The following is a 13,851-nucleotide window of genomic DNA, read 5'->3' as shown; positions in this document are numbered from 1 at the left end:
GTGTTTCCTCTTTCTTTATCAAGTAAACATTATCAGAGAAATATGATCATCTTTGCAGATTTAGGTTAAATCTATGTAAAATATGTAAAAATCTTCTCTTTCAGCTTCTGTGCCTCGATCGGTTTGGTAAGATGTCCGTCCATTCCGGCCTTGCCGCATTCTACGATACTTTCTGATGTCACCTGCGCTGTCAGTGCCAGAATCGGAATCTTCTTCGCATCGCTCCGTTCCATTTGACGGATGTATCTGGCCGCCTCCAGTCCATCCATGACCGGCATCATGATATCCATCAGGATCATATCATATGTTCCAGGTTCAGAAGCAGCAAACATCTCCACAGCTTCTTTACCGTTCCACGCTTTATCTACCTTAATCTTCATATCCTCCAGGTAAAATTCCGCAATCTCCATATTAATCTCGTTATCCTCCGCCAGAAGTATATGAAGATTTTCTATTGCAGTGACATCTGATATTTCCCCTGTCTCTTTTATCATTTCGCTTTCTGTATCCAGCTCAAATGGTATCTGACAGGTAATTTTTGTCCCTTTTCCAAGCTCACTCTCTACCTGAACGGAACCATGCATTTTCTGAATCAGCCCCTGCACGATTGACATACCCAGACCGGTTCCTTTATACTGTGTTCTTGCATCTGACTGTTCCTGCGTAAATGGCTTAAATAAATGTTCTTCTACAAATTCCCGACTCATGCCAACGCCGGTATCTGTAATGATAAATTCATAGTATACTAACTTTCCGTCACAGGATAATTCTCCGGCATAGGTCTCGATAGAACCGCCTTCTTTATTATATTTAATTGCATTACTAAACAGGTTCACCATAATCTGACGAAGCTGCAGCGGACTTCCAATCAGCGATGTATGTACCATATGTCCTCTGGAAACTCGATGTTCAATTCCTGTCTCTGTAAGCTGTGCATCTACTAACGCTCTAACTTCCTGCATCAGTTCCACCAAATTAAACGGTTCTCTTGGAAGTTCAATCTGATCTGCTTCAATCTTACTCATATCCAGCACATCATTTACCAATTCCAGAAGATGGCCTGCTGAAATCTGTATTTTTTCCATACATTCTCTGCTCTTCTCCGGATCTTCTTCTACCCGACGCATAATCTCCAACATACCCATGATACCATTGATCGGCGTACGGATATCATGACTCATACGGTTCAGGAATTCTGTCTTCGCCTTACTTGCCAGATCCGCTTTATGAAATGCTGATTCCAGGCGTTCCTTTTCCTGATGCTCCTTCTCATGGAACTCTGATGTATCCTTAAACAGAATAATACCATGAACCACTCTGCTTTCCTGCTGCGTTCTGCTGTCATACACCATATCTCTGGACATGAGCACCGTCTTCTGAAGCCAGTATAATCTTCTTTCTACACCGCGCTCACAGTATTCCACCGTAATCTGCTTCTCACCATTCTCAAAACGCTCCAGAAGCTTTTCAGAAGAATCCATGATCCGGTAATTTTCCAGTGTGTCTTCCGTCACATATTTTCTGCGTTCTGCACAATATGCATTATAAGAATACGGTGGTTCTATATGAGAATCAGAGTCAGGGTCACCCTCCGGATAATACACTTTTTCCAGACAGTCATGTGTCAATTCCACTGAATATATCGCCTGTGCCGTCTCCATCAGCGCATCTACATAATCACCGTTTTCCATCAGAGAATGTTTCACCTGATCATAATATCTGGTCAGCTGCAGCTTTTCATTCTGTGCAACTTCCTTCCGGTCACGGAACGGTTCGAAGCCAAGGATAAAATGATGCAGACGTCCATCTGGCGCATGGTCCACATCCAGGATTGTCATACGTCCTCTCTTCACAGGTGGTACATTTCCGCTCAGATATGACTGTATAATCTCCTTTTCCTTACTCAAATGTATCTGTATATAATCAATCTGCAGCTTCCTCCACATATCTCTACGAGTATCATCTGTAGCTAATATCTGCACAATCTGTTCGACTGCTCCGGAATAACTTCCTTCTTCCGCCAGGAAGAACTCGGAACCTGCACGCAGTATCCGGTACTGATCCAACATAGCATCACAGTAAATACAATCTGTAAAATAGTATTCCTGTTCCCTCACCCAGGCCAGCAGGCTCCGGTTTTTTCTCTGTCTTTCCGCTGCCTCTTCCATCTTGGCATGATTCTTATCTACATACATATTCTTATCCGCCAATCGGAATAATTCCCGCATGGTACACTGTTCAAAATCACAGGACAATGCATATCCTACTGCATAGCTTAGCGGCATCTCCGGGTGTTCTGCAGAATACGCAGCCATATGCTCCCGAATCATCCGAAGCATTCTCCTCATCTCCGAATGATCCAGTCCATGAAATACTGCAATAAATTCATCGCCGCCATCTCTTCCTGTAAAATATTCAACTGGTACAGCTTTTCGCAATTCCACTGCAAAGGATCTGATATACTCATCCCCCTTTTCGTGACCCAGATTATTATTGATCGTACGCAGATTGTTCAGGTCAAATACACAGACTGCTGTCAGTCCATCCAACGGTTCCGGATTCCCCAGGATTTCTTCACATTTATTCTTATTTGGAAGTCCTGTCGCCTCATCCAGATACACCTTCTTCTGGAGCATACGATTCTGCGCTGCGAATCTCAATGCTTTGATCAGTTCAAATGCAATCAGGATAATAAGACCTGCAATATCCGCAAATACAATCTGCTCCAACGCATTCAATGCAGAAGCTTTTCGCTGAGAATATGCTTCTGCATAACCAACCGCCTCATCACAGATGCCGAAAAAAGTCTCACTCTTCTCGATAATATCCGTATTCTCATACCCATTCTCACGGACCGACAGAATCTCTTTTTTAAGTTCTTCAAAATAAGAGTCCAGTTCTTCCATCTTGTTCTGAAAATCCTTATCATCCAGACACACCAGGTTCAGATCATTGCTTCCCTCTCGGAGTCCCTGAATATAGGAACTGATGGTATTCATCATCTTATCCTGTGGTTCTTCCGCATCTTCCAGCTTGATCATACGCTGGGTTTCGCCACGCACCAGTCCGGCATAATTCACCACTCGTGCAGTTCCCTGTATCTGTCCAACAAGCGATATGATGACAAAAAATAATATGATCAAAATACTCGTCATCACCATCATCAATGTACGCGTAATATATGTTAATTTATGTTGTGTCTTTTTCATCATTTCTACTGCTCCGTATCACTCCGATTCTTTTCCCACACAGTCTTCCATCATAACGGAATCATTTTTCACAAGTACCGCAAATCCAAGACCTCGACTTATATATCGTAACAAACTTGCCTTATGTTTACAATATCTTTATATCTGATTTTTGATTTGGTAAACTTCTCTCCAAACACAACCTCCCCCGAGGATGTCAAGTCATCGCTACAAACTTTTTAACCTTTTTCCCTTCGATTTTTCCTATAAAACCGTTGTTTTGGAACGGAGGACGTTATATTGTTGTCACAAAATCAGTGGGGAGGATGTAACGTCATTGTCACATTTATCCATCAACAAATGTCATATTATTACCACTATAGCCAGCCTATCAAATCAAGCTTAGCGAAACTTAAATTATGCCCAATATGGAATATACTTTTTATATCTGGGTGTTGTATCCAGGTCCATTACTTTAATATATCTGGGTGTTGTATCCAGGTCCATTACTTTAATATATCCACCTTCAACGGCACTGGTAAGAAGTCTCGATGCCTTGGCCTTCTCTTTTTCTCCCAAACCGAATATTTTTTGAATATCTGAATTAGAAATACCTTATCCTGGAGTATCGTTTCTTTTAACTTAATTATATCCATGCTGCCGCCCCTTTTCCTGTGTAATATCGATACATAAAATAAGATCAAATCGCCGCAAAAATATGCGGCTTTTTATAGCATCATAATAATTGCATCTATAATAATTTCCGTCACCAAACTAAGAAGCACACTTCCTAATATCGTGCAAAGAACAATCCCAATTATAGGATGTCTTACCTTCCATTTTGTCATCATCCCATATATTTTCTGCTCTAAACAACTTTCTTTGTCCCAGAACGAAGACATCTTGCTTTTCTTTACACAGCCTTCCGTCTTTTCTTTGCTGATTTTCCCAACCATATACGCATATAAGTACATTCTGTAATAAGTAAGCCTTCTCTGCATTCTTTCTTCTATATCATTTTTTGTTTCGGCAAAAAATTGCATATCATTATAGTTATAAACGTAATCCATATTTTTCCTCTTCCTTGGCTGTTATATCCTACATCAAATATTATGATATAGGAAAAATACTTTACAAAATTCTCCTCAAATTCATACCTCTAGCATTCCTCCATCACTCTCTATCATTTTAATCTCTTCAGCTACATTCAAGACATTCAGCTGATATTCAGCAATTTCGCGTAGGATTTCAAACCTTTCTTCTTTTTTCTTTCCTTCTTTAAGCATCTGCGCATTATGAGATTCTAGATTGGAAAGCACTGTTAATTCATTGATAGTTGCAAAATCTCTGACATTGTTTTTCTTCGCAAGTTCAGGATTTGCCTCTCTCCATGCTTTCGCCGTAAATCCAAATAATGCTACATTTAATATGTCTGCTTCTTCCGCATATGCCAGCCATTGAAGGTTTTCTCTGTAATTCATTTGAGGAAGCAAGTATCTTTTTACAGCATCCGTCTGGATCAGATAATTATTTTTACTTAAAAAACGTTTTGCATCCCATTCCTTTTGTCCAGAATTGTTTTCTTCTTCCTTTAACCGTTGAAATTCTTTTATCAGATATAGTTTAAATACCGGACTGATTGCAGATGCAAATTCAAATGCAATATCTTTGTGTGCATATGTGCCACCATATTTTCCACGTTTTACATATAATCCAATGGCATTTGTTTCATTTGCCCATTCCGAAACACTAGGTGTAAAAGTCAATAACCCTACTTGCTTTTTAAAGTGTTCGGATTCGAACACTTTAAAATTGGGATTATATATCTGTTCCCATACAGACAAATATTCCAAAGTACCACGATTTCTTAACCAATTTCTTACCACATCTGCTGCCCTGACAGAATCTGATTTAGCCTTAGCAATATCTGTAATACAAATATAATCATCTAACTCCTGTTTCGAAATAGAAATCTGCACATTTTGCACCTCAATTATTTTATTCTTCATTCACATCTTCCTTTATGATGAGTTTTTCCATCTTTGCTTTATATGCTAATAAGCGTAACACATAATCTGGCATCTTTCTGGTTCCTCGTTCCCACTCTGTTACTGTTCTGTATGGGATTTCAAAATATTCACAAAATTCCTTTCTGTTCATTCCGGTACTTTCTCGTAATTCTTTTATTTCCATTTTCTCCCCCCCCTTTTCATTTACACATTGTGTATGTATCGTAGCATATTTTTTCATTTATTACAACATCTATCATCTTCATTTCGGTATGCTCTCTGAAAGGCATAATCGCCCATACCCTACCTGATTATTGGGATATTCCGCAAATCCCGGCAGCTCTCTCGCCCCTCTTCTAAGATATGCCTTTACTTTCTCCCCATACAGATAGGGATCATTTTCTTTTATGATTCCCCATTCCATCAGTAGTGCTGCACTTCCCGTTGCGAAAGGCACTGCAAATGACGTACCCGTATACTCTCCATATCCTCCGCCTGCTGCCATACTTCTCACTGCTACTCCCGGTGCTACAAGATCCGGCTTCGCAGTTTCCCAGAAAGTGTTTTCGTCCGCCGGACCACGTCCGGAGAAAGCCGCATAGGTAAATGTTCTTGCATCATATGCACCGATGGTGATCACCCGACTTGCCGTTGCCGGTATAGTCATGGTTGCCTGTGCACTTGGCCTGGTAAATCCGGTCCCGCTATTTAGCACACCACCTCCCGGAAGCCAAAGGTCATATCTTCCATCTACCACTCGATTGCCAGCCAAAATAATCTGCCACGCCCCAGAAGCAATATAATCGTTTACTGGCAGGAAATCAATAAAGATTTCCTGTCTTGTACTATAAGGGGCTGGCATGCCATAGTATAAAAGCAATTCCGTCTGTCCTACACGAAATCGCTGTGGTCCAAGCACTTCCTGCAATGGTCCGATCTGCACACCTGACGGATTCACAAGCGTAATGCTCATCTCATCCGTATAATTCTTCCAGATCTGTACATTTAATCCCGCTTCTTTTTCCTGTACCGCCAGTTCTGTCCTTTGTTCCTCACCGGTTCTTACTATGCCGGAAGCATGCCCTGCTCCTACGCCTTCATTTCCTGCTCCCACACAGATGCAGCATCGTCCCAGTCCCGCCACGCTGTCCAGATAACGCTCAACCAACGACTGTCCGTTGTGCGCGCCGTATGAATTGCCGAAACTGATATTCACTGCCACAGGCATGTCAAGTTCTATACTTTTCCGAATCACATAGTCTACACCTCGCATCAGTTCCGTTGTCCTTGGGAATCCTTCTTGCCTTGGCAGTCCCATTTTCACCACAATTAGTTCACTCTCCGATGCTACCTCTGCTGCAATTCCAGCAACTGCTGTTCCGTGTCCGGAACTGTCAACGCTTGGTACTATACGATATCGTTCTGCTAAATTTCCTGCGCTTAGTGCTTGATTAATTTCTTCCGAGATATATTCTTTTCCATTTGTCTGATCCCAAAGGTAACGGATTCTTGTGCTTCCATCCGCTTTGAGAAATGCATCCAAACTATAATCAATCCCGGAATCTATCATACCGATCAGCACTCCCTTTCCGGATAACCCCAATCGGGATCCTTGTACTACTGTATCAATACAAGACACCCTCTTTCCGTTTGCAATCTGAAAATATAATCGTTTCGGCTTTTCTATATATTCCACCTGTGGAAGCGCAGACAACTGATCAATCACAGATTCTCGCACTGTCACAATCATATATTCATTCAAAAGCACAGTCATATCCATAACAAGTGGTCGAATTACATCTATATCTCCGGAATATTTTACGATCAGCTCCCACTCTTTTTCAATGGGATCATATCCCACATCCAGGATCTCAGACCGTTCTCTTTCATTCTCATCCGCATCTAATGATAAGTTTAGTAAATTCTCCAGCTTCTGATTATTCACACTTCACTCCACACGTTCACGCTTTTATTCTCATATTTATGAAATGAACAACCTGTTAATGATGCTTTATTGCATAAAATAAGGCGCACGGTCAATCCGTGCGCCTTACAATAATATATCATTATTCAAATCTAATTAGATCTCTTCGCCTTTTTCAAGTGCAAGTGTTCTTGTTGTGATATCACATACAGAAGCTGGTCCATAGTACTGGATAGCACCTGGGAATAAGAATGCAGTCTCAACAGCCCACTGATCTCTGTGTGCCTCAAAGTACTTGAATGGAGCTCCATCAAGCTCTGTAAGTGCTTTTCTGATAACCGGCTTATCTTTACCATTTCTTCTTTCCATGTTCATCATCTTAGTGATCGGCATACCGCCTGCAACCCACTCTTCAGCCGGCTTAGACAGGTTAGATACCTTAGAAAGATATCCATTGAAGCCATACTGGATCAGCATGAATGCATTGTATCCAAGTGAATAGCAGTAGTCAGCATCGAAGTTAGATGGGAATGCACATCTTCCTTCGTATCCGAAGAAGTGATGCTGTGTAGCGAATTTACCTGTGTATGTTCCTGCTGCTTTTCTCTCAGCAAGCTTGTCAGCTACCAGTGCTGCAAACAACTTCTCAGACTCGATCAGAGATACCTGTACGTTACCGTGCGGATCTCTCTCAAGGAACAGCTGCTGCTGAATTCCCTGCGGCAGAATCTCAAATACAGACATAGACTCTTTTGTAAGTCCAGCCTTGATGAATTCATATTTAGCATCCCATGATGGAAGTGCATTGAACTCTTCTGTCTTCTCACCCGCAAGAAGCTCATTGATCTCAGCGATCAGTACAGAGAATTCAGGAACGAACTCTACGATACCCTCTGGGATAATAGCTACACCGAAGTTATCTCCGTTAGCTGCTCTCTTCTCTACAGAATCAGCAATGTAATCAGCGATCTCAGACAGTGACATCTTCTTAGCTGCTACTTCCTCACCGATCAGGCAGATGTTCGGCTGAGTCTCAAGTGCACACTCCAGTGCTACGTGAGAAGCTGAACGTCCCATAACCTTGATGAAGTGCCAGTACTTTTTAGCTGAGTTAGCATCTCTCTCGATGTTACCGATCAGCTCGCTGTATGTCTTAGTTGCTGTATCGAAACCAAATGAACACTCGATATCTTCATTCTTAAGGTCTCCGTCGATTGTCTTAGGGCATCCGATTACCTGAACGCCTGTGTTATTAGCTGCCATATACTCAGCAAGTGTACATGCATTTGTATTAGAATCGTCTCCACCGATGATAACGATCGCTGTGATTCCGTGCTTCTTGCATACTTCTGCTGCTACTGCAAACTGCTCCGGAGTCTCAAGCTTCGTTCTTCCGGAACCGATGATATCAAATCCACCAGTATTTCTATACTGATCAATGTACTCATCTGTCATCTCGATGTATTTATCTTCCAAAAGTCCGCTCGGACCACCCTTGAATCCAAGGAGGACATTGTCCTTGTTAGTAGCCTTCAGTGCATCATACAGACCACTTACTACGTTGTGTCCACCAGGAGCCTGTCCACCTGACAGGATAACACCTACAACCTGCTTCTTATCTGCAGCTGTGTTCTGTCCTTTTATAAATGTGATCTCCGGCTTTCCATATGTGTTAGGGAAAAGCTCTGCAATCTTCTCCTGATCAGCAACACTCTGAGTTGCTTCTCCTTCTTTTACGCTGATTTCTGCGATACCATTTCTGAGCATTCCTGGAAGTTTTGGAGTATACTCATATCTTGCCTTCTGAAGTGGTGAAATTCTCATAATCATTTCTCCTTTATTATAATGTTTATTAATTAACCCATTCGGTTCCTCACGTATTTTACCATAAACACACGCACTCTTCAAATATTTTAATTAAATCCGATAATCTTTCTTGCAAGCAGATATGCCAGTGAAGAAATCTTACGTCCGGACTTGCCCGGAAGATTCATACTCTGACCAAGAATACCATATCGAATACGTACAAATGTCTTCTTATCCTTCTGTCTCAGATATTTCCAGAGTTCCTTCTTCTTCTCCATATTCTCCGGATCTTTGGAGCGAATGCATAAAATAGAAGAAACGGTCATCATGATTGCCAGATATTTTTCCATATATGCGCGCAGTTTTTTATTAGAAATCTGACGCATCTGGTACATATCTATCATCGTTCTGGTTACAAATATCTGCTGGTCAACACGCTTGATCATAACCTTTTCATTGACCGACTGATCTTCTCGTCCAATATAATATCTGTAGAAATCCTCATCCATATAATACATCTTACGTACATGTGGAAGCGGATAATATACATAGATATTATCTACATAGAACGTATGCTTCGGTAATGTAAGCTGACACAGTTTCAGCATATCAGTACGATAAATAACTGAATGCATCAAAATATACTGATCAATATGGAATCTGCCCACATCTGACCATTTAAAAATCTGGTTCTGAGGCAGTACATTACGGTAATGAATCACCTTCTTATGCGATACTCCCTCTTTTTCATATACATAATTGGCTATAAGCATATCTACTTCTTCGCCATGTTCTTCCATCTTCTTCAGTACATTCAAAATATTCTGTAATGATTCTGTATTAACCCAGTCATCACTGTCTACAACTTTAAAATATTTTCCCTCGGCATTGGCAAGTCCATAATTAACTGCGTCACCATGTCCACCATTCTCTTTGTCAATCACGCGGATAATATCCGGATACTTTTCTGCATACTCATGTCCAATCTTAGATGTATTATCTTTTGATCCATCATTCACAATAATAATCTCTACGTCTTCCCCGCCGGTAAGAATGGTCTCAATCGCATGCGACATGTATTCCTGCGAATTATAACAGGGAATTGCAAATGAAATATACTTCATAAATCTATCCTTTCACTTCATTCAATAGATACCATAATAGTATATCCCATTTTATCACTTTTTCCAATTCGCCTTTTTTACCAAAAAATGTCCGAAAAGGTCGTAAATATGCCGTCATAACTCCAGTTGTTCACAGTTTGTTCATTTTTCTTTCAAAAATACTTCACTTATTAAACCTTATTTTTTCACAGATACCGGCTATACTATAATCATCAACAGGAGATAGACGATAAGTAAATTAACATAGATAAAACTTTTTCATAATACGTGCCGGGCCCGCGAAAGCGGTGACCCGGCATCCTCCCTTTTAGGACTCTTTTTCATTCTATATGTACCGATCCATATCTGACATCTTTCGAAGTAACCGAAATGCCAACACAAACATTGCGATTGTATATGTATAGAATGCAATCGTCGGAAGTTCCACCGAAAGAATCAGATCATAGCAGCCATGGATAAATGCCGACACTACAACAGCAAACTTTCGATACCGTCTGGAAAGATCTATTCGTCCTATGCGTTCATATTGCTTTGCAAATCCATAAAACGCACCCATAAACACGCCAAAGCATGCATGTCCCGGAACAGCTGTCACAGCACGGATTAACGCTGTCCCCCATCCATAACCGATAGAATAACTAATATTCTCCAACACTGCAAAGCCAAGAGAAATGTACACAGCATACAACATTCCATCATACAGGCAGTTAAACTCTATTGATTTCCAGGTTCTTAATTTTAACATTATGTATTTGGAACCCTCTTCTGCATATGCCACAATTATCATACAGGTAATCAGATGATAGACCAGACTGTTTTCAGACAGAAAGCTCTGTAACACCCAATCCCCTGCCATCTCCACCAGCAATGCCGGAAACGCAGAGAATATTCCACACATAATCAGTGTCACTAACATCTTGGGAGACTCTTTTTCAACTTTGTCCTTTTGATATACTTTTACCAAAAGAATGATTGCCGGTACAACTGCAAGAAGAATTAAATTGCGATAATAATAGTAGATTCCAAACATAAACATGCCCTCTTCTCTCATAATCTTACTTTGAGTATAATAAACTAATAACACGCAAGTCAACCTGTTAATGTCAATCCTATATCACAAATTTTCTAGCAGTATTTCATTTTTGAAAAATCCACCTGAAATCCTTCATACAACACAGATTCTACACATTCATCAAACGTATAAATTGCCGGCAGAGCGTCCCGTTCCTCTGCATACACTACAATCCTCATTTTCGCCGGATCAATGATCCAGTATTCGTTCACTCCTGCACTCTGATACTTGTGGCGCTTCAGTTCATAATCATGGTTGGAATCTTCTGCCGATACAATCTCCATGATCAGTTCCGGCGCCCCCATACAGTTCTTGCCATCCCGAAGCATTTCCTTACGCTGTACCACAAAAATGTCTGGCTGCAGAACCGTATAATCATCTCCTTCCAGGCATACATTACACGGAGCTGCCAGTACTTTTCTGCCCCCGCCATGGCTATGCATATAATACATAAGCTCTGATGCAAGCATTACCAGAAGTTCCTGATGTCTCACAGACGGAGACCTGCGGTAATAAAGTTTCCCATCAATCAATTCTGCCTTCAATTCATCCGGAAGTGCGTCATAAGCACTTCTCGGAATTCTTCGTTCCGGCTTTCCAGACTGATAGACGCCTTGTTCTCTTGCCACGGACAATTCTATACTACCTCCCATGGTGTAATAGTCCATACCCAGTGCCTGAATCAGCGCATTCATCGTCTTGTCTCTTGGATATCTTGTCATACCGCTGAAAATCTTATTCAGTGTCCCCACCGGTATCCCGGCCTGATCTGCAAGCTTCTGGTTCGTCCATCCTAGTTCTCTCTTTCGGTTCTTCATTTCTTCGATGCTAGATTTTATATACATACTCCTGCCTCCTCGTACTTAACTTTCTTCCCCGGATGTCTGTTCTTCCACAACATCCTCCTTCTGCAGCTGCTCTTTTGCGAATTCAATACACTCCGCATACCTTTCATCCTCTTCATCCGGAATTTCCTGACGCATACGCTCCAATAACATTTCCACCGACTCTTCTTCATCCTCAGTCCGCTTCTCTGTATTATCGTCTTCTCCGTCTGCCCTGCTCATCATCCCGCATAATCTGACCATATCCTTTGCAAATGCATCCGGCTCTTTCATCTCTTCCAGATATCTGCTGCACACTTCATAATCTTTCATCTGACTGAAATACACAAATGCCAGATCATACAGCAATTCCTGCTCCCGCTTGCTACTTTCATCCTGCAATTCTTTTCTTTCCGTCTCCCACTGTTCCTTTAACTCCTGAAACTGTTCCTGATACGCCTGCGCCTTCATGTCCTCTTTCCGTTCTGTATCAGCAAGTTTCGTATCCTGTCCGCCCTGTCGGCGGCTCTGTCCGGATATGCATGAAACAATCCTGTTTCCTGACAAGACCAGCAGTCCTATTACTGCCAACGCAATCATCACATACATTATCTTTTTACTTCCATTTCTTTTTTCTGACAAAGAAAACTGTCCTGAAAGATCTGATAATTTCTGATACCTCTTCTTACCCTGCTTATCCAGACATCTGGTTATAATCTTCTGAATACGTACGCTTTCCAGAAATTTGAGTTCAGGTTCCAGCTCAACTGACGATAAAACATACTGTATCATCTTGCCAAAACCGTAGATATCTTCCTTCTCTTCTGACTTCTGATAATACTGGTTCTCTGGCGACAGAAAATTTTCCCTCACATAGCGCCGCTGCATAAGATGCATCATGTCTTCCTGCTCTTTGCTTGCAAGATCCAACAAATATACCTTCCTATCCTCCCCAACGATTACGCTATATGGATTCACATACTGATAGCAAGGATTACCACGACATCTGTGAAAGTGATCCAGATCAGCAATAATCTGCCGAGCCCATTCATAAAACTGTTCTTTTGTAATGTGCGCATGATATTTCAGCCATACGATCAACGGTTTTCCCTTCACAATATCCGTACTCATATAACACTTGTCACCATGCATTACAAATTTCAGAATCTCATAGTTCCTTTTTTCTTCCAATTCCCCATCTCCTTTTTAATTTTACATAAGTTTATTATTATGCTAACTCGTTTTATTTGTTATGTCAATATCTATTTTCATTTATTTTATTTTGAGAAAAAATAACAGCACTATAAACATTATTATGTATATAGTGCTGTTTCTATTTTTTTACCTTATTTTTATTCCCGAATTTACCGTTTTTCCGCTAATCTTTTTCCTACAGCTCCGCCTGGATGAATCAAAGCAAACTGTTCATTCTGATATCCCGTCTCTTCAATCACCGCTGCCTGAAGCGCGTCAAACACTGCTGTTACAGCCACAAAGCTTGATGTCCCCTGACAATTATATTTATCCGTCTCTTCCGTTACACGAATCGGAAGTATAATATCTGACTCTTTGGCAAGTTCTGATTCCGGCCTCTCCGTAATACCAATTACGGTCACAGATTTCTTATGGCAAATGTCTAATATCGGAAATAATTCATCAGTCTTACCGCCTCTGGATGCCCATACTAATACATCACCAGACTGCATAAATCCGCCCGCTCCGTGAACTGCTTCTGCCGGAGAAAGGAACCTCGCCGGCTTTTCTGCACAACACATTAAATGTGCAAAATGCTCTGAATCAGCACCACCAGCTTAGCTGGTGGTTTGCTCTGTCCCTGTAAGGGACTATTACCGGCTTGGACCTCAAAGGTCCTACGAAAATAAGGTCCCCAACCGCACCTCATT

11 protein-coding genes are annotated in these 13,851 nt (G+C 41.2%); all 11 read right to left on the bottom strand.

The annotated features are described in order from the left end of the window. Window positions 1-71: 71 nt before the first annotated feature. On the bottom strand, window positions 72-3,212 hold the full coding sequence (locus DXA18_RS11480; RefSeq protein WP_243007114.1) for a response regulator: 3,141 nt from the start codon (window positions 3,210-3,212) through the stop codon (window positions 72-74). A 704-nt stretch (window positions 3,213-3,916) separates the two neighbouring features. After that, complete coding sequence (locus DXA18_RS11475) at window positions 3,917-4,258, bottom strand: hypothetical protein (RefSeq protein WP_118384005.1); 342 nt, start codon at window positions 4,256-4,258, stop codon at window positions 3,917-3,919. 81 nt (window positions 4,259-4,339) lie between these two features. Continuing rightward, window positions 4,340-5,197, bottom strand: a complete 858-nt coding sequence (locus DXA18_RS11470) for a KilA-N domain-containing protein (protein WP_118384004.1) — start codon at window positions 5,195-5,197, stop codon at window positions 4,340-4,342. Next, entirely contained in the window at window positions 5,187-5,381 is a 195-nt protein-coding gene (locus DXA18_RS11465; protein ID WP_117448078.1) for a helix-turn-helix domain-containing protein, read from the bottom strand. Before DXA18_RS11465 ends, DXA18_RS11470 begins: the two co-directional genes overlap by 11 nt. 78 nt (window positions 5,382-5,459) lie before the next feature. Continuing rightward, window positions 5,460-7,142, bottom strand: a complete 1,683-nt coding sequence (locus DXA18_RS11460) for a S8 family peptidase (protein WP_118384003.1) — start codon at window positions 7,140-7,142, stop codon at window positions 5,460-5,462. 135 nt (window positions 7,143-7,277) lie between these two features. Continuing rightward, window positions 7,278-8,945, bottom strand: a complete 1,668-nt coding sequence (locus tag DXA18_RS11455) for a diphosphate--fructose-6-phosphate 1-phosphotransferase (RefSeq protein ID WP_118384002.1) — start codon at window positions 8,943-8,945, stop codon at window positions 7,278-7,280. Between the two features lie 89 nt (window positions 8,946-9,034). Then, window positions 9,035-10,051: a glycosyltransferase family 2 protein gene (locus DXA18_RS11450; RefSeq protein WP_118384001.1), complete on the bottom strand. Its 1,017-nt coding sequence runs from the start codon at window positions 10,049-10,051 to the stop codon at window positions 9,035-9,037. 325 nt (window positions 10,052-10,376) lie between these two features. Continuing rightward, window positions 10,377-11,081, bottom strand: a complete 705-nt coding sequence (locus DXA18_RS11445; protein ID WP_199665573.1) for a PrsW family intramembrane metalloprotease — start codon at window positions 11,079-11,081, stop codon at window positions 10,377-10,379. 95 nt (window positions 11,082-11,176) lie between these two features. Continuing rightward, complete coding sequence (locus DXA18_RS11440) at window positions 11,177-11,968, bottom strand: Uma2 family endonuclease (RefSeq protein WP_118383999.1); 792 nt, start codon at window positions 11,966-11,968, stop codon at window positions 11,177-11,179. A gap of 18 nt (window positions 11,969-11,986) precedes the next feature. Next, window positions 11,987-13,138 carry a hypothetical protein gene (locus DXA18_RS11435; RefSeq protein ID WP_118383998.1) on the bottom strand — a complete coding sequence of 384 codons (1,152 nt, stop codon included), beginning with the start codon at window positions 13,136-13,138 and terminating at the stop codon, window positions 11,987-11,989. A gap of 173 nt (window positions 13,139-13,311) precedes the next feature. Beyond that, window positions 13,312-13,722 (bottom strand): SIS domain-containing protein, encoded by a 411-nt coding sequence (locus DXA18_RS11430; protein ID WP_118383997.1) that lies wholly within the window; start codon window positions 13,720-13,722, stop codon window positions 13,312-13,314. Window positions 13,723-13,851: the final 129 nt, after the last annotated feature.

It is taken from the genome of Dorea sp. AM58-8, assembly GCF_003464045.1.
Classification (GTDB): domain Bacteria; phylum Bacillota; class Clostridia; order Lachnospirales; family Lachnospiraceae; genus Claveliimonas; species Claveliimonas ammoniilytica.
Note: the sequence above shows the minus strand (reverse complement) of the source record. Positions and strands in the feature narration are given on the sequence as shown.